We start from the raw sequence: 17,954 nt of genomic DNA on the forward strand, positions 1-17,954 counted from the left end.
AACCTGAGTTCGCGATGTGTCTGATACACCGCAGTTGCAGGTTTTGGGGCCGCTGCGCAGCCCAGCGGGAGCAAGCTCCCTCGCCACAAAAGCCTTTAGCGGGCTATGCCGTGCTTACGCAGTTTGCGATAAAGGGTATTGCGGCTGACACCAAGCTGTTCAGCCGTATGCGTCATATGCCAGCGCGTCTGCTCCAACGCATTGAACAACGCCAGCCGCTCGGCATCCTCCAGCGGATGCTCCGACGACTCTTCAACCACCAACGCAACCGCCGGCCGGGCCTGGCGAATCATCGCCGGCAAATCCTCCAGCCCGACTCGCCCGCCATCACACAATGCCGCCAGCGTGCGCAGTACATTGCGCAACTGCCGCACGTTGCCTGGCCAAGCAAAAGCGAGCAAGGCCTGACGCGCCGGCTGGTCAATCAACACGGTTTCCCCGCCAGCCTCTTCGGCCAGCAAGAAATCCAGCAACTGGGATTTATCGCTGCGCTCACGCAACGCCGGCAACGCCACTTCCAGGCTATTGAGCCGGTAGTACAAATCCTCGCGGAAGCTGCCGTCCTGCACCCGATCCAGCAAATTCCGGTGGGTAGCGCTGATAATTCTGACGTTGACCGACTCCGGTTCACCGCCAATCGGCACCACTTGGCGATCTTCCAGCACCCTTAATAGCCGGGTCTGCAAGGCCAGCGGCATGTCGCCGATTTCATCAAGGAACAACGTGCCGCCATCGGCCTGCTGCAACTTGCCGCGCATGCCTTCCTTGCGTGCACCGGTGAAGCTGCCGCCGCGATAGCCGAACAGCTCGCTTTCGATCAGGCTTTCGGGGATGGCCGCGCAGTTGAGGGCGACAAAGGATTTTTCGGCCCGCTGGCTGGCCTGGTGCACCGCTTTGGCAAAGGCTTCCTTGCCGGAACCGGTTTCGCCGTTGATCAGCAGCGGCACGTCCCGTTCGAACACCCGCAGGGCCTTGCGGAAATCTTCTTGCAACGCGGCATCGCCCAGGCAGATACCGGACAAGCGCGGACGCTCGGCAATCACCGGACGCTGTACCACCGGCACCGGAATACTGCGCGGCTGACCGCGCAACACGGCAAACAGACTGCGTCCGTCACGGGTGCGCAACGGCCAACTGGCGCTGGCATTCACGCTCGCGCGGCCGAGCAACTCATCCAGCGAGCAATCGAAAAACGCTTCCACCGGTTTACCCAGCAATCCGCCGCGTATGTGCCCGAGCAAGTTCAACGCACTCTGGTTGACCGCACTGATCCGCCCTTCGCCATCGAACGCCAACAGCCCTTCACTGAACAGCCCGACGGACTCAGCTTGCAAGTGAAAACGCAGCAACCATTGATTGTCGAAGTAACGCAGGAAATAACAGCTCTCGATCATCTTCGCCGAGAGATTGACCAGCGCCATGGTGTGGAACTGGCTCTGGCGCGAGACTTCATGGCGCGCGGAAGATACGTCGAGCACTGCCAGCAGTTCGCCATGCGGGTCGAACACCGGGCTTGCCGAGCAGGTCAGGCCGGTGTGGCGACCGCGGAAGTGTTCATCCTGGTGAATGGTCAGGGACTGACGCTCCACCAGGCAGGTGCCGATGCCGTTGGTGCCTTCGCAGGCTTCGCTCCAGTCGGCGCCAAGCCAGAGCCCGGCGCGCTCGAAAATCTTCCGTTCGGCGGGGGCAGTGACGCAATTGAGGATCACCCCACGGGCGTCGGTCAGCAGCACCGCGTGGCCGGCGCCCGAAAGTTGCTGATGCAGACTGGTCATTTCGTTGCCGGCAATCTGCAGCACTTGCTGCAAGCGTTCACGGCTTTCCAGCACCCGGCCATGTTCCAGCACCGTCGGCGCAATCGTCAGGGCCGGGTCGAGGTGATAATCCTCAAGACAGCGCAGCCAGGAACGGGCAATCGACGGATCGCTGCCAGGGCCGTACAGGTGCGATTTGCCCTGGGTAACGGTCAGGACTTGCTGGGCATGGCGACTCAAATGGTTGTCGTGCATTTCTTATTATTCCCCGAAAGGTTTGCTGCTTCTGCGTAGCAACTGCCAAACACTGCACCTGTGGCGAGGGGCTTGCCCCGTTCGGCTGCGCAGCAGTCGTAAATCCTGAGCACGCGGTGTAACAGGTAAATCGAGGTGGCTGGTTTTGGGGCCGCTTCGCAGCCCAACGGGGGTAAACCCCCTCGCCACAAGGAAGACCTGCATGGCGATTTGAGGCCCAGCATCCTCCAGCCTCCATTGCTTTGCAATGCTGGCAAGACCACCCAGTCACAGCCTGTGCCACAAGCGGTACAAACTGTCACCCAGGCTGTACCGAAACCGTCACAGACGCCGCCCGCTTGTCCGACATAAACCGCGCAAGGCCTTGATTTGCCTGACCTGCAAGGCAGTGGCCCAACCTTTGCTCTACGCTTATAACAAGCGCACATGCGCTCTCCCTTATAAGCACAAAAGCCAAGGAGAAATCACCATGCGTTACGCTCACCCCGGTACTGAAGGCGCTATCGTTTCGTTCAAGAGCAAATACGGTAACTACATCGGCGGCGAGTTCGTCGCGCCTGTTAAAGGTCAGTACTTCACCAATACCTCGCCAGTGAATGGCCAACCGATTGCCGAATTCCCACGCTCCACGGCCGAAGACATCGATAAAGCCCTGGACGCTGCCCACGCCGCTGCCGATGCCTGGGGCGCCACGTCCGCCCAGGCGCGCTCGCTGGTGCTGCTGAAAATTGCCGACCGCATCGAGCAGAACCTGGAACTGTTGGCGATCACCGAATCCTGGGACAACGGCAAAGCCGTTCGCGAAACCCTCAACGCTGACATCCCGCTGGCGGCGGATCACTTCCGCTACTTCGCCGGTTGCATCCGCGCCCAGGAAGGCAGCGCTGCCGAGATCGACGGCAACACCGTGGCTTATCACATCCATGAACCGCTGGGCGTGGTTGGGCCAGATCATCCCGTGGAACTTCCCCATCCTGATGGCCGTCTGGAAGCTCGCCCCCGCCCTCGCGGCAGGGAACGCGATCGTGATGAAGCCGGCGGAGCAGACCCCGGTGTCGATCATGGTGCTGATCGAACTGATCGGCGACATCCTGCCGCCCGGCGTGCTCAACATCGTCAACGGGTTCGGCAAAGAAGCCGGCGAAGCCCTGGCCACCAGCAAGCGCATCGCCAAGTCGCCTTCACCGGCTCGACCCCGGTTGGCTCGCACATCATGCACGCTGCTGCCGAAAACATTATTCCGTCCACCGTGGAGCTCGGTGGCAAGTCTCCGAACATCTTCTTCGCCGACATCATGCAAGCCGAACCGACCTTCATCGAAAAAGCCGCTGAAGGCCTGGTACTGGCGTTCTTCAACCAGGGCGAAGTCGTGCACCGCCCGTCCCGCGCACTGGTTCAGGAGTCGATCTACGACGACTTCATGAAAGTCGTGATGAAGAAAGTCCTGTCGATCAAACGTGGTGACCCGCTGGACACCGACACCATGGTCGGCGCCCAGGCGTCCGAGCAGCAATTCGACAAAATCCTTTCATACCTGGAAATCGCCAAGGGCGAAGGCGCCGAGCTGCTGACCGGCGGCAAGGTGGAAAAACTCGAGGGCAACCTGGCGACCGGGTATTACATCCAGCCGACCCTGCTCAAGGGCACCAATAAAATGCGTGTGTTCCAGGAAGAAATCTTTGGCCCGGTGGTGAGCATCACCACGTTCAAGGACGAAGCCGAAGCCCTGCGCCATCGCCAACGACACCGAGTTCGGGCTGGTGCCGGCCTCTGGACCCGCGACATCAACCGCGCCTACCGCATGGGCCGCGCCATCAAGGCCGGTCGTGTGTGGACCAACTGCTATCACCTGTACCCGGCGCATGCCGCGTTCGGTGGTTACAAAAAGTCCGGCGTCGGCCGTGAAACCCACAAAATGATGCTCGATCACTATCAGCAGACCAAAAACCTGCTGGTGAGCTACGACATCAATCCGTTGGGCTTCTTCTAAAAACCGAGGGCGACACAGAGGTTTCTGTGTCGCCCTTCAAATAGCTTTCGCGAGCAAGCCCGCTCCCACATTGGATTTGTGATGAATTCACATAGGTGGGCCGGCATAAGTCCCCTGTGGGAGCGGGCTTGCTCGCGAAGGCGTTCCCAGCAACACACCCGAACATCGCCCTGCCGCTCTGGCACGGGCTTTGCGTGCCCGCTCCACAGATAAACCGCTGCGTGAACAGCGTTGATCAACCCAAACTGCCACACCCGAAAGTCCAACAGATCAAACAATAAAAAATAGAGAGGACTTATGACTTCGACGACACAGCTCAAACCCACACTCGGCACCCTGCACTTATGGGGCATTGCCGTCGGCCTGGTGATTTCCGGCGAGTACTTCGGCTGGAGTTACGGCTGGGGCACCGCAGGCACCTTGGGTTTTCTCGTCACCGCGTTGATGGTGGCGACGATGTACACCTGCTTCATCTTCAGCTTCACCGAACTGACCACCGCAATTCCCCACGCTGGCGGGCCGTTTGCCTACAGCCGGCGGGCGTTTGGTGAGAAAGGCGGATTGATCGCCGGCATCGCCACCCTGATCGAGTTCGTCTTTGCGCCGCCGGCGATTGCCATGGCCATCGGCGCTTATCTCAACGTGCAATACCCGGATCTGGACCCGAAAATTGCGGCGGTTGGCGCCTATTTCGTGTTCATGGGCCTGAACATTCTCGGCGTCAGCATTGCCGCGACGTTTGAACTGGTGGTCACCGTGCTCGCGGTTGCCGAACTGCTGGTGTTCATGGGCGTGGTCGCGCCAGGCTTCAGCTTCAGCAATTTCGTGCTCAACGGCTGGTCGGGCTCCAACGAATTCACCATCGCCTCGATCCCCGGCATCTTTGCGGCGATCCCCTTTGCGATCTGGTTTTTCCTCGCCATTGAAGGCGCGGCCATGGCGGCCGAGGAAGCCAAAGACCCGAAACGGACGATTCCCAAGGCCTATGTCAGTGGCATTCTGACCCTGGTGTTCCTGGCCATCGGCGTGATGGTAATGGCGGGCGGCGTAGGCGATTGGCGTCAACTGGCGAACATCAACGACCCACTGCCTCAGGCGATGAAAGCCGTGGTTGGTAACAATTCGAGCTGGATGCACATGCTGGTCTGGATCGGTCTGTTCGGTCTGGTGGCGAGTTTCCACGGGATCATCCTCGGCTACTCGCGGCAGTTCTTCGCCCTGGCCCGGGCCGGTTACCTGCCTAAAGGCCTGGCCAAACTCTCGCGCTTCCAGACTCCGCACCGGGCGATCCTGGCCGGCGGCGTCATCGGCATCGCCGCTATCTACAGCGACGGCCTGGTCAATCTACAAGGCATGACCCTGACGGCAGCGATGATCACCATGTCGGTATTCGGCGCCATCGTGATGTACATCATCAGTATGCTGAGCCTGTTCAAACTGCGTAAAACCGAGCCGAACCTGGAACGCACCTTCCGCGCGCCGGGCTACCCGATCGTGCCGGGGATTGCGCTGTTCCTGGCGGTGGTTTGCTTGGTGGCGATGGCGTGGTTCAACACGGTGATTGGCCTGGTTTTCCTTGGTTTCATGGCCGCCGGTTACCTGTATTTCCAACTGACCGCCAAGCAGCGCTCCGACGCACCGGCGGACGCTATGCTCACAGGTAACTGAGTTGCACCGGCGCCGGGCTTAGTGCCCGGCGCCTGCCACATCGAAGTGCACCGAGATCCAATGTGGGAGCGGGCTTGCTCGCGAAGGCGGTCTGACATGCACCATTGATGTCGACTGAGCCACCGCTTTCGCGAGCAAGTCGAATCGTCGCACCGCCGCTCCCACAGGAGTTCGGTGGTGTTTTTGAGTTATCCACAGATTCAGGAGGACCCCGTCCCATGGCCGCATTTGCCCATTCCGTCGGCGCCCAGACTTATCGCTTCGAGAGCCTCAAGGAAGTCATGGCCAAGGCCAGCCCGGCGCGCTCCGGGGACTTTCTGGCCGGCGTTGCCGCGCTCAATGATGGCGAGCGTGTGGCCGCGCAAATGGCCCTGGCTGACATTCCGCTGAGCCACTTCCTACAGGAAGTACTGATTCCTTACGAGGCCGATGAAGTCACCCGACTGATCATCGACACCCACGATAAACAAGCTTTTGCCGTGGTCAGCCACCTGACCGTCGGTGGCTTTCGCGACTGGCTGCTGAGCGACGCCGCCGACGAGCTGAGCCTGCGCGCCCTGGCTCCCGGCCTGACCCCGGAAATGGCCGCCGCCGTGTCGAAGATCATGCGCGTACAGGACCTGGTGCTGGTGGCGCAAAAAATCCGCGTAATCACCCAGTTCCGCGGCACGATGGGCTTGCGTGGCCGCTTGTCTACACGCCTGCAACCCAATCACCCGACTGACGAACCGGCCGGGATCGCCGCGAGCATTCTCGACGGTTTGCTGTACGGCAACGGCGACGCGATGATCGGCATCAACCCGGCCACCGACAGCATCGCCTCGATCTGCGCCATGCTGGAAATGCTCGACGCGATCATCCAGCGCTACGACATTCCGACTCAGGCTTGCGTGCTGACCCACGTCACTACCTCCATCGAGGCGGTGAACCGTGGGGTGCCGCTGGACCTGGTGTTCCAGTCGATCGCCGGCACCGAAGCGGCCAACGCCAGTTTCGGCATCAACCTGAACGTATTGCAGGAAGGCTACGACGCCGGTTTGAGCCTGAATCGCGGCACCCTCGGGCAAAACCTGATGTATTTCGAAACCGGCCAGGGCAGCGCCCTGTCAGCCAACGCCCACCACGGCATCGATCAACAGACCTGCGAGACTCGAGCCTACGCCGTGGCGCGCCATTTCAAGCCGTTTCTGGTGAACACCGTCGTAGGATTTATCGGCCCGGAATACCTCTACAACGGCAAACAGATCATCCGCGCCGGCCTCGAAGACCACTTCTGCGGCAAGCTATTGGGCGTGCCGATGGGTTGCGACATTTGCTACACCAACCATGCCGAAGCCGACCAGGACGACATGGACACCCTGCTGACCCTGCTGGGCGTGGCCGGGATCAACTTCATCATGGGCATCCCCGGCTCCGACGACATCATGCTCAACTACCAGACCACTTCGTTCCACGACGCCCTTTACGCCCGGCAAACCCTGGGTTTGAAACCGGCGCCAGAGTTTGAACAGTGGCTGGCGAAAATGGGCATCTTCACCCAGGCCGACGGCAAGGTTCACTTCGGTAACAACCTGCCGCCGGCCTTCCGCCAGGCCTTGGCGCAATTGGGATGAGTGTTGATATGGATAAACCACCCGTCGATCCACAGAACCCTTGGCTGGAACTGCGTCGCCTGACCCCGGCGCGCATTGCCCTGGGCCGCACCGGCACCAGCATGCCGACCAGCGCACAGCTGGATTTCCAGTACGCCCACGCCCAGGCGCGGGACGCGGTGCATTTGCCGTTTGACCATGCAGGGCTGGGGGCGCAACTGGCCGAACGCGGCCGGGAGAGTGTGCTGCTGCATAGCGCGGCCACAGACCGGAACAGTTATTTGCAGCGCCCTGACCTGGGGCGCAAGTTGAGCGATGAATCGGCGCAGACCTTACGTGACTATGCCTCGGCGCACCCCGGCGGCGTGGATTTGGTGATTGTGGTCGCCGATGGCTTGTCGGCATTGGCCGTTCATCGCCATACCGTGCCCTTTCTGACGCGCATGGAAGAACAGGCCGCAGCGGATGGTTGGTCCGTGTCACCGGTGATTCTGGTGGAACAGGGCCGAGTGGCCGTGGCTGACGAGGTCGGTGAACTGCTGGGCGCGAAAATGGTGGTGATCCTGATCGGTGAACGTCCGGGACTCAGCTCGCCTGATAGCCTGGGTTTATATTTCACCTACAATCCTAAGGTCGGCCTCACGGATGCCTACCGCAACTGCATCTCCAACGTGCGGCTCGAAGGCCTCAGTTACGGCATGGCGGCACACCGCTTGCTGTATTTGATGCGCGAAGCCTGTCGGCGGCAGTTGTCGGGGGTCAATCTGAAGGACGAAGCCCAGGTTCAGACACTGGAGTCGGACGCAGGTGCGGACATGAAGGGAAATTTCCTACTCAGTCCGCCGGATGCCTGAACCGTTTCCGCATTGCGTTTCTGCAGCACTTTCAGGCAGGATCGAAACACGGCTGCCCGAGTAGCAAATTGCCGTCAGAGCACGTGAAGACAGCCACTTGAAGACGAGACCAATCAATGCGGATTATTCAAGCGACCCTCGAACACCTGGACCTCCTGACTCCGCTGTTCGTCAAATATCGTGAGTTTTATGGCTCCCTTCCGTATCCGGACTCGTCCCGTGCGTTCCTCGAAAAACGCCTGCGTCGCAAGGAATCGGTGATCTACCTGGCCTTGTCCGATGACGACAACGCCAAACTGATGGGTTTCTGTCAGTTGTATCCGAGCTTTTCATCGCTATCGCTCAAACGCGTGTGGATCCTCAACGACATCTACGTCGCCGAAGACGCGCGCCGCCAACTGGTTGCCGACAACCTGATTCGCACCGCGAAGAAAATGGCCAAGGAAACCAATGCCGTGCGGATGCGTGTTTCCACCAGCAGCAATAATGAAGTGGCGCAGAAGACCTACGAGTCGATCGGGTTCAAGGAAGACACCGAATTCAAGAACTACGTGTTGCCGATTAGCGACGAATTATAACGGAGCTATGGCGGCAAGCTCTTGTGGCGAGGGAGCTTGCTCCCGTTCGGCTGCGCAGCAGTCGTGAAATCAGCCACTGTAAATCTCCCTAACTACCGCAAACTCAGGCTTTGGGAGTGCTTCGCCCTCCAGCGGGAGCAAGCTCCCTCGCCACAAGGGTTTGTGCGCAGTCTGTCGGACTCTGATTTATTCGTGACATCCCCCGCTACAATCTCGACGCGCTTTTCACTTTCCCCCCGTATAATCCCGAGCTTCCCGGCTTGTAAGAAAAACTACACCCGCTTGTAGCCTTACACGAAGTCATCCGCACAGGTCTGCTGAGTCGGACCATCACCACAGGTGCCATCCATGGATTTCAACCCGATCGACCTTATCCTGCATCTCGATGTGTACCTCGACATGCTGGTAACCAATTACGGTCCATGGATTTACGCGATTCTGTTCCTGGTGATCTTCTGCGAAACCGGCCTGGTGGTAATGCCATTCCTGCCGGGCGACTCCCTGCTCTTCATCGCTGGCGCCGTGGCGGCCGGCGGCGGCATGGACCCGGTGTTGCTGGGCGGCCTGCTGATGCTGGCGGCGATCCTCGGCGATAGCACCAACTATGTGATCGGACGAACGGCAGGCGAAAAGCTCTTCAGCAACCCGAACTCGAAAATCTTCCGTCGCGACTATCTGCAACAGACTCACGACTTCTACGACAAGCATGGCGGCAAAACCGTGACCCTGGCGCGCTTCCTGCCGATCATTCGCACCTTTGCACCGTTCGTCGCCGGTGTGGCGAAGATGCCTTACCCGCGATTCTTCGGCTTCAGCGTACTGGGCACGATTTTCTGGGTCGGCGGCCTGGTGACCCTCGGTTACTTCTTCGGCAACGTACCGTTCATCAAGAAAAACCTGTCGCTGCTGGTCGTGGGCATCATCCTGCTGTCGCTGGTACCGATGATCATCGGCATCGTGCGCAGCCGCTTCGGCGGTTCGAGCTCCAAAGCCGAAACCCGCTGACCGTCCATGTGGTCCCTGAGCGCCTGGCGGCGCCAGCGCACCCTGGCCAAACACCCGATTGCCGACGACATGTGGCAACGGGTGCGCCATCACTTGAGCTTCCTTGACGGCCTCAGCGCCGCCGAAGACCAGTGGTTGCGTGAAGCCAGCGTGCTGTTCCTCGATGAAAAACACCTGACCACCCTCCCTGGCGTCGAACTTCATCAAGAGCAACGCCTGTTGCTCGCCGCTCAAGCGCAATTGCCCCTGCTAAACCTCGGCGACTTGAACTGGTATCAGGGCTTCCATGAAATCGTCCTCTACCCCGACGACTTCCTCAGCCCCCAGCGCCATCGCGATGCCAGCGGCGTCGAACACGAATGGAATGGCGAACACAGCGGCGAAGCCTGGCAGCAAGGCCCGATCATTCTCGCCTGGCCTGGCGTCATGGCCAGCGGCGGCTGGGAAGGCTATAACCTGGTGATCCACGAACTGGCGCACAAACTCGACATGCTCCACGGTGACGCCAACGGCCTGCCGCCGCTGCACCCGGACATGCGCGTCAGCGACTGGGCCAAGGTCATGCAACACGCCTACGACGACCTGAACCGGCAACTTGACCGCAATCCAGGCATCGAAACCGTCATCGACCCCTACGCCGCCGAGAACCCGGCGGAGTTCTTCGCCGTCACCAGCGAATACTTCTTCAGCGCCCCGGATTTGCTTCACGAGGCTTATCCACAGGTCTACGAGCAGTTGAAGCTTTTCTATCGGCAGGATCCTTTGGACAGGTTGCGGCAACTTCAGGCGCATGACCCGGTCTATCAGGCACACGACTAAGGTCTCTACGACCTCTGGTACATGGCGTCGACGGCAGAATATGCCTATAATCGCCGCCACTTTTTGGTCAATCCGGCCAAGTGTTTTTGGTCAACTAACGGGGGCACCGCCCAATGAGCTACAGCAAGATTCCGGCTGGCAAAGACCTGCCGAACGACATCTACGTCGCGATCGAGATTCCGGCCAACCACGCGCCGATCAAATACGAAATCGACAAAGACAGCGATTGCCTGTTCGTTGACCGTTTCATGGCCACCCCGATGTTCTACCCGGCCAACTACGGTTTCATCCCTAACACCCTGGCTGACGACGGTGATCCCCTCGACGTGCTGGTTGTGACCCCTTACCCGGTTGCTCCAGGTTCGGTCATCCGCGCCCGCCCAATCGGCATCCTGCACATGACCGACGATGGCGGCGGCGATGCCAAAGTCATCGCAGTCCCACACGACAAGCTGTCCCAGCTGTACGTCGACGTGAAAGAGTGCAGCGACCTGCCACCCCTGCTGATCCAGCAGATCGAGCACTTCTTCGCGAACTACAAAGACCTCGAAAAAGGCAAATGGGTGAAGATCGAAGGTTGGGGCGACTCAGAAGCCGCTCGCACCGAGATCATGAAGTCGGTTGCTGCCTATAAAGGCTAAGACGCCATGGGCCTTGCGCCTTTGACGACTTGAAAAAACCCCGGTTGAGCCGGGGTTTTTTGTGGGCGTGGATAAGGTTTTTAAACGCTAGGTTTAACAAATCTGACGTTTGGTTTTTTCTTGTTTAATTCGAGCGTAAGACGTCTTACATCCGGTCGTAAAATTCCCGCGCAATTTGAACAGGTGGTTTATTCAAACCCCCATTCCACGCCAGTAGACTCGCGTTTATGAAAAAGAACACGAGCGGTCCACGATTCAAAGCACTCCTGGAAGAGGCGAAGATCACGACAACGGGATTCGCCGCTTTCTGGGACACAGAACCACAAAACGTCCACAACTGGTACACCCGAGGTGTGCCCGCCTACCGCATGGAAGAGGTGGCGAGAATACTGTCCGTCAACAGCCACTGGCTCAAAACCGGCGAAGGCCCACAAGACCTCTCCCCGCTGCGCGTAGTCGACGAATCCGGCAACACCTTCGACGCCCAGGCCATTCGCGGCATCTACACCGTCATCGAGCCCATGCGACGTCGAACTGCCCTTTTACAAAGAAACCACCAAAGCCCCCGGCTCCAACCAAACCCACGTCATCGAAGACCCTGACCAATCCATCCGCCTGCCCCGCAGCCACCTCGACGCCCTGGAAATCAACCCCAACGACGCCATCTGCACCCGCATGATCGGCAACAGCATGGGCGAGAAAATAGAAGACGGCTCAACCCTGGCGATTGATCGCGGGCTGACGCAGATAATTGATGGGGAGATTTATGCCATCGAGCACGACGGGATGCTGCGGATCAAATACCTGCACCGAATGCCGGGGAATGCGTTGCGGTTGCGCAGTCACAACAAGGCGGAGTATCCGGATGAGATCTTCCGGGCCGAGCAAATCGAAGATCAGAACATCAGGATCATGGGCTGGGTGTTTTGGTGGTCGACGCTGAACAAGCGACGGCCGGCGGTGCCGTTCCTATAACGCATGAGATCCACTGTGGCGAGGGGTTTACCCCCGTTCGGCTGCGCAGCAATCGCAAACCAGGCAAACGCGGTATGCCTGCGAAATGGAGTCGCCTTGTTTGGGGGACGCTCCGCGCCCCAACGGGGGCAAGCCCCCTCTCCACAGGCAAGCCCCCCGCCACAGGGTTGATGCAAGTCACTGACAACGCTCTAATCCGCACACCACACTGGGAATTCCCCAAAAAAATCAGTATGCTGCGCCCCACATTTGCGCATCACCCGCCCCGCGGCTCTGATCGCACCGACAAGGCAGATCACTATCTCGCCAAGTCCCACAGCCGGACGCAAGATCCGGGTGTACGTTTTGAAGGCTGGCGCGGTTTACCAAAAATGAACCAAGCCAGTCCCCGAGAAGCCGGCCACAAGCCGGCTTTTTAATTGTCCAAAATAATCCTACCCCATCCGAGAATCCACCTGATAGCTTAGCTATTCCGGGGGTTTCAGTGTAGTGGTCTAATGAAATCGGACACCCATTTAGGCGAGAATGCTCGCCAGATTACGGTAAACCTAAGAGCAGGCTGAGGTTCTGGAGCACGTTACGCTTCCAAAGATGCACAGACATGAGATCCACAGCACGAACCCGCTGACGCCATTGACCCTTAAGATCAAACGCAGAACCGAGAGATCGATGATACCTCATCGCCATTATGCGCAAGAAGTTGCGCAGTTGTTTCTCAAAAAGCCCTCTGAAAGCGCTACAGCCCTTGTAATCAAAGGCCTCCAGCCAAGTGCGCAAGAAGTTGCGCAGTACTGCGCAACTTCTTGCGCACTTTGTGGGGTGTTTTCCCTTGAAAATCACCCAGGCGATTGAAAAACCTCGGCCATCCCCCCGGTTTATATAGCCCTCAATATTTCTGGCACGGACCTTGATAACAGTCAGGCACCCACCAGGCGATTTCGCCTCCCGGGCACCCTAAATTTTTAGCAAGGAGCACATCCATGGCTACACCAGCGTACATGTCCGTTACTGGCGAAAAACAAGGTCTGATCACTGCCGGCGCATTCACCGCCGACTCGGTTGGCAACACCTACCAAGAAGGTCACGAAGACCAAGTCATGGTTCAGGCTTTCAGCCACGACGTGATCATCCCGCGTGACCCGCAATCCGGCCAACCAACCGGTCAGCGCGTTCACAAGCCAGTGGTGATCACCAAGGTCTACGACAAGGCTTCGCCACTGCTGCAAGCAGCTCTGACTTCCGGCGAGCGAATGAGCGAAATCGTTATCCAGTGGTACCGCACTTCGGCCCAAGGGACCCAAGAGCACTACTACACCACCAAACTGGAAGACGCGATCATCGTCGCCATCAACAACAAAATGCACAACTGCCAGGATCCGTCGAACTCCCACTTCACGCACCTGGAAGAAGTGCAATTCACCTACCGTAAAATCACCTGGACCCACGAAGTATCCGGTACTTCGGGTTCCGATGACTGGCGTCAACCAGTCGCTTAATCGCAGCTGACCGCTTCACGCATCGGCCAGCTCTGCTGGTCGATGCGATTTGTGCCTTGCAGAGTTAATGTGCGGACTCTCTTTCACCTGAACAAGGAAAGTTAAATGCGTCAAAGGGATTTGAAGTTCACGTTTTCCGTGTTGTCAGGGCAGATGGAGTTCGAGGTCGTAGAGTTCACGCTGGAGGAGGCCCTCTGTGAGCCTTTTCGACTCACGATCGAGTTGGCCAGCCGCAACCCGAACATTGATTTCGGCAAGGTGCTCGATCAGCCCTCATTGCTCACGATCTGGCAAGGCGGCACGGCTGTGCGTCATGTCCACGGGCTTGTGTCCAGTTTCACTCAACGTAAAACCGGCTTCCGCCGGACACGTTATCGGGCGGTGGTCGAACCGCAACTCGCCCGACTAGCCTTGAGTTCCAACTGGCGTATTTTTCAGCAGAAAAACGTGCCGGACATCATCAAGTCCGTGTTGAGTGAGCACGGCATCCTCGACTATCAACAACACATCAACAGCGAACATTTGCAGCGCGAATACTGTACGCAGGTCGGCGACACTGACTTGTACCTGTTCGATCGGCTGTCCAGTGAAGAAGGCTTGTTCTATTTCTTCAAATGCAACGAAAGCACTCACACGCTGATCCAGGGCGACAAACTCTATGTGCAGGAGCGTATTCAAGGCGCTCCGGTGCTCTACACCACTGAACCAGCAGCGGATGCCACGCAGCCCGTGCTCTATGCGTTCAGTTACACCGAGAACGTCCGCACGGCCGAGCAGACCCAACGCGATTACACCTTCAAGCGCCCGACCTTCGACCAGCAGCAGAACTTCGCCGGCGATGACTTGCAACATCAGACGCCTAACTACGAACGCTACGACTATCCGGGCCGCTACAAGGCCACCTCTGCCGGTAAACCCTTCACCCAGAATCGCTTACTGGGGCACCGTGGCGACGCGCGAATCGCCGTAGTCGAAGGCGACGATCCGCGCCTGATCCCGGGCTTCTCTTTCCAGCTCACCGGCCACCCCCGGGAAGATTTCAATCGCTGGTGGCGCTCGCTGAGGATCACTCACAAGGGCATCCAGCACGCCAGTCAGGAAGAAGAGTCCGCCGGTGCCGATATCGGCGTGAGTTATGACTTTATCGCCGAGATCGTTTCCGAAGAAACCGAATGGCGTACCCCGCCACGCCCCAAACCAATTGTTGACGGACCACAGATTGCGACGGTGACCGGGCCGGACGGGGAAGAGATTTACACGGATGAATTTGGCCGGGTAAAGGTCCAGTTCCCATGGGACAGGGAGGGTAAGAACAACGAATTCAGTTCCTGCTGGGTGCGCGTGGCGCAGAACTGGGCGGGCGCGGACTGGGGCCATATGGCGATCCCGCGCATTGGCCAGGAGGTCATCGTCGATTACCTCGACGGCGATTGCGATCAGCCGATCATCACCGGCCGCACGTACCGGGCGACGAACATGCCGCCTTACCAACTGCCCAATCACAAAATTCTCAGCACCATCAAAAGCAAGGAATACAAGGGCACTCGGGCCAACGAACTGCGCATTGATGACACCACCAAGCAGATCAGTGCCGCGTTGATGAGTGATCACGGCAGCACCGCATTGCATCTGGGTTACCTGACGCATCCACGGCCGAGCGGCGGTGAACCGCGCGGCGAAGGTTTTGAGTTGCGCACCGATGAACACGGCGCGTTGCGAGCAGCCAAAGGCCTGCTGCTGAGTACCGAGGAGCAAATGAACGCCAGCGGCGGTCACCTCAATCGCGCCTCTGTCGTACAGGTACTGGAAGCGGCGTTGAAGCTAGCCAAGGATTTGGGCGATTACGCCCAGGACAACCAGGGTGTAGGCCATGACAAGGCGCCGCAGAAGACGCTCAGCGATGCGGTTCGCGACCTGGGCAACGGCGCGAATGACGAATCGGGCAAGAGCAATGGTGGCAATCCGGCGATTGCCGTGAGCGGTGAAGCCGGTATTGCTGCGGCGTCGCCCAAGAGCATCACGGTGGCGGCGGGTGAGCACATCGACACCATTGCCCAGCAGAATCAGCAACAGACCTCGGGGCAGAAGTTTGTGCTCAATGCCGGGACCGACCTGGGGATGTTTGCCCACAGCGGCGAAATGCGCCAGATCACCCATCAGGGCCCGATGCTGTTGCAGGCGCAGAAAAACAACATCCGCCTGGAAGCGGATCAGAGTGTGGAAGTCAGCGCGAGCAACCAGCATGTGCTGGTGTCGGCCAAAGAGCACATCACTCTGATGTGTGGCGGGGCCTACATCACCATCAAGGGCGGCAATATCGAACTGGGCATGCCCGGCAACCTGATCGTCAAAGCGGCCAAACACAGCCTGCTCGGCGCCACTAGCCTGGAAGCGGAACTGCCCAAATTCAAAGTCGGCGATACCCAGCGACGCTTTATGCTCAAGCAGATTGACGGGACGTCGGCGATGCCCAACATGCCGTACAAAATCACCCTGTCCAATGGCGAAGTGGTCGAAGGAGTGACCGATGCTCAGGGCGCCACGCAGTTGTTGCAGAAAGATGCGATGAGCATTGCCAATGTGGCCATGCTCAAGCCGCCCTCCCCGCAGCCGCGGGTGCCGCGGCAGGCGGTGCGGGGGCTGCTGCCAGTGTTGCCAGTGCCGATGATGAGGCGGAGGAAATTGTGCAGTTCTTTGAATTCAAGGATGACAAAGGTGGACCCGCGCCGCACCACTTCAAGGTGATGTCCGCCGGGGAAGTCGTGGCCGAGGGTTCCGGTGAGCGCACGCCGGAATTCCCTTCCGACATGGAGCTGGAACTGGAATCGTGGCCGGTGAAGGAGAAACAAAATGCCTGAAGTCCTGACAACGCAGGTGCGCAAGCTCGCGGCCATCGGATACGGCGAAGCTTCGACGGACAACAACCCGCAGGAAGTCCGCGCTATTTGCTTTACGGTGACCAACCGCATGCGCGCGTGGCAGCTTGCCGACGTCGATCAGCCTGCTCAAGGAGGCCGGCGCCGGCTACGTCGTCGCCACGAAGGGCAACAATGTCCGTTACAACCAATTGATGGCGGCTTCGGACGCGGCCATCAATGCCGATCAGAACATGCGCTCGGCGGTAGAGAGTGCACGGGACGCGCTCGCCCAGCGTGGCAATGATCCCTCCAACGGGGCGTATTGGTGGGATGGTGTCGATATCAAGAAGTCGACCAACCCCCGACACTCTTCCGGGTTCCACTACGGCTCCCCCTCGCACAACATCTTTGGTGTTGCGCAAGTCATGTTGCCGGAGAAGATCACCTATTGGACGCAGTTCAACAAAAAGACCAACACAATGGTAAATACCCGCGAGCGGGGTCGTTATACCTACAAATACCAATCCACTGCCGCCATCGGCAAAACGATCTTCTGGACCACCAATCCGGAGTACATCAAGGCATCCGGCGCCAAGGGGCATCGATGAGAAAAGTCACCCGTTGTCTGAGCCTGTTTCTCGGTGCGGGCCTGCCCTTTCTGGCGCAGGCAGCTCCGGTACAGTTCACCGATTACCGTGCTTTCTATCAGTCGTTGGGCGACAACCTGTTTGCAGGGCCCGGCACCGAACTCGCCATGCCCTGCTCGGAATCGCCAAGGCATTGCCTGTGGGTCAACGCCATGCGCCCGGCGTTTGAACGTTTTGAAGATGCGCAATGGAGCGCTCCCGACGGGCTGAATCTCGAACCGCCCAAAGGCACGCCCGAGATTGTCTTCGATGGCGAAGCCCTGACGATTGGCAAACAACGTTGGCCACTGCGCGATGCGGTCAACTTCGCCTCGCCGCAGTGGCCCGTCGGTGACCCGATCGACCCGGAAAACCTCGCGACCGCCACGGCCTGGCGCCAAGGCACCTCAACGTGCCTGGAGATGCAGTACGTCAGCAGTGGCTACGGTGATCGATACACCCAAGTGTTGCTGGTACACGGTCAGCATTTGTACGCCTTACCGCCACTGTTCGCTTCTTGCTCGGCCATTCGCAAGGCGCCCGGCAATCAGTTCAGCTATCCGGATAACGCCTACCTGGGGGCGGAGCTGGAAAACAATCCGACCGGGCTGAAAGTGGATTACCGGGTACCCAATGCTAAAAACCCGGTGGCGCAGTACCTGTTGCACTTCCCGAATCAGGGGGACCCCTTCGTATTTGAGGCGCAGCGCCAATAGGCCTCAGCGAGCGAATCCGTCATGACCTTACCGCGTGCAAGGGTCATCACCTTAGGGAACAAAATGAAGGTCCTAGACTCACTACGTCTGCTCATCACGACACCAGCCGACCGGCGTCGGGTAGCAG

12 protein-coding genes and 3 pseudogenes are annotated in these 17,954 nt (G+C 59.0%); 14 read left to right on the forward strand and 1 reads right to left on the reverse strand.

From position 1 onward, the window contains the following. Positions 1-95: 95 nt before the first annotated feature. A complete protein-coding gene (locus RHM58_RS04395; RefSeq protein WP_322269748.1) occupies positions 96-2,009 on the reverse strand; it encodes a sigma-54-dependent Fis family transcriptional regulator in 1,914 nt (637 codons plus the stop codon). 469 nt (positions 2,010-2,478) lie between these two features. Between RHM58_RS04395 and RHM58_RS33920 the strand changes: the two are divergent. The 14 genes and pseudogenes from RHM58_RS33920 to RHM58_RS04460 form a co-directional block, all read left to right on the forward strand. Further along, positions 2,479-2,886, forward strand: a pseudogene (locus RHM58_RS33920) (aldehyde dehydrogenase family protein); the annotation flags it as partial. A 100-nt stretch (positions 2,887-2,986) separates the two neighbouring features. Continuing rightward, positions 2,987-3,999, forward strand: a pseudogene (locus RHM58_RS04400) (aldehyde dehydrogenase family protein). Between the two features lie 297 nt (positions 4,000-4,296). Next, the gene (gene eat / locus RHM58_RS04405) at positions 4,297-5,667 is read left to right on the forward strand and encodes an ethanolamine permease (protein WP_201198169.1); all 1,371 of its coding nucleotides are present in this window, start codon (positions 4,297-4,299) and stop codon (positions 5,665-5,667) included. Positions 5,668-5,885: 218 nt separating this feature from the next. Beyond that, positions 5,886-7,280 (forward strand): ethanolamine ammonia-lyase subunit EutB, encoded by a 1,395-nt coding sequence (locus tag RHM58_RS04410; protein ID WP_322269749.1) that lies wholly within the window; start codon positions 5,886-5,888, stop codon positions 7,278-7,280. An 8-nt stretch (positions 7,281-7,288) separates the two neighbouring features. Beyond that, the gene (gene eutC, locus RHM58_RS04415; RefSeq protein WP_201198171.1) at positions 7,289-8,113 is read left to right on the forward strand and encodes an ethanolamine ammonia-lyase subunit EutC; all 825 of its coding nucleotides are present in this window, start codon (positions 7,289-7,291) and stop codon (positions 8,111-8,113) included. Positions 8,114-8,229: 116 nt separating this feature from the next. Further along, positions 8,230-8,691, forward strand: a complete 462-nt coding sequence (locus RHM58_RS04420; protein WP_201198172.1) for a GNAT family N-acetyltransferase — start codon at positions 8,230-8,232, stop codon at positions 8,689-8,691. A 348-nt stretch (positions 8,692-9,039) separates the two neighbouring features. Next, entirely contained in the window at positions 9,040-9,696 is a 657-nt protein-coding gene (locus RHM58_RS04425; RefSeq protein WP_201198173.1) for a DedA family protein, read from the forward strand. Positions 9,697-9,702: 6 nt separating this feature from the next. After that, the gene (locus RHM58_RS04430; RefSeq protein ID WP_201198174.1) at positions 9,703-10,515 is read left to right on the forward strand and encodes a zinc-dependent peptidase; all 813 of its coding nucleotides are present in this window, start codon (positions 9,703-9,705) and stop codon (positions 10,513-10,515) included. A 113-nt stretch (positions 10,516-10,628) separates the two neighbouring features. After that, positions 10,629-11,156 (forward strand): inorganic diphosphatase, encoded by a 528-nt coding sequence (gene ppa, locus RHM58_RS04435; protein ID WP_008153565.1) that lies wholly within the window; start codon positions 10,629-10,631, stop codon positions 11,154-11,156. 227 nt (positions 11,157-11,383) lie between these two features. Then, positions 11,384-12,131 (forward strand): annotated as a pseudogene (locus tag RHM58_RS04440) (S24 family peptidase). Between the two features lie 980 nt (positions 12,132-13,111). Further along, positions 13,112-13,627, forward strand: a complete 516-nt coding sequence (locus tag RHM58_RS04445; protein ID WP_054051032.1) for an Hcp family type VI secretion system effector — start codon at positions 13,112-13,114, stop codon at positions 13,625-13,627. Between the two features lie 105 nt (positions 13,628-13,732). Further along, positions 13,733-16,372, forward strand: a complete 2,640-nt coding sequence (locus RHM58_RS04450; protein WP_322269750.1) for a type VI secretion system Vgr family protein — start codon at positions 13,733-13,735, stop codon at positions 16,370-16,372. Positions 16,373-16,610: 238 nt separating this feature from the next. Then, entirely contained in the window at positions 16,611-17,093 is a 483-nt protein-coding gene (locus RHM58_RS04455; protein ID WP_322269752.1) for a hypothetical protein, read from the forward strand. Further along, positions 17,090-17,827, forward strand: a complete 738-nt coding sequence (locus RHM58_RS04460; protein ID WP_322269753.1) for a hypothetical protein — start codon at positions 17,090-17,092, stop codon at positions 17,825-17,827. The genes RHM58_RS04455 and RHM58_RS04460 overlap by 4 nt, the downstream gene beginning before the upstream one ends. Positions 17,828-17,954: the final 127 nt, after the last annotated feature.

The organism is Pseudomonas sp. 10S4, assembly GCF_034344865.1.
Taxonomy (GTDB): Bacteria; Pseudomonadota; Gammaproteobacteria; order Pseudomonadales; family Pseudomonadaceae; genus Aquipseudomonas.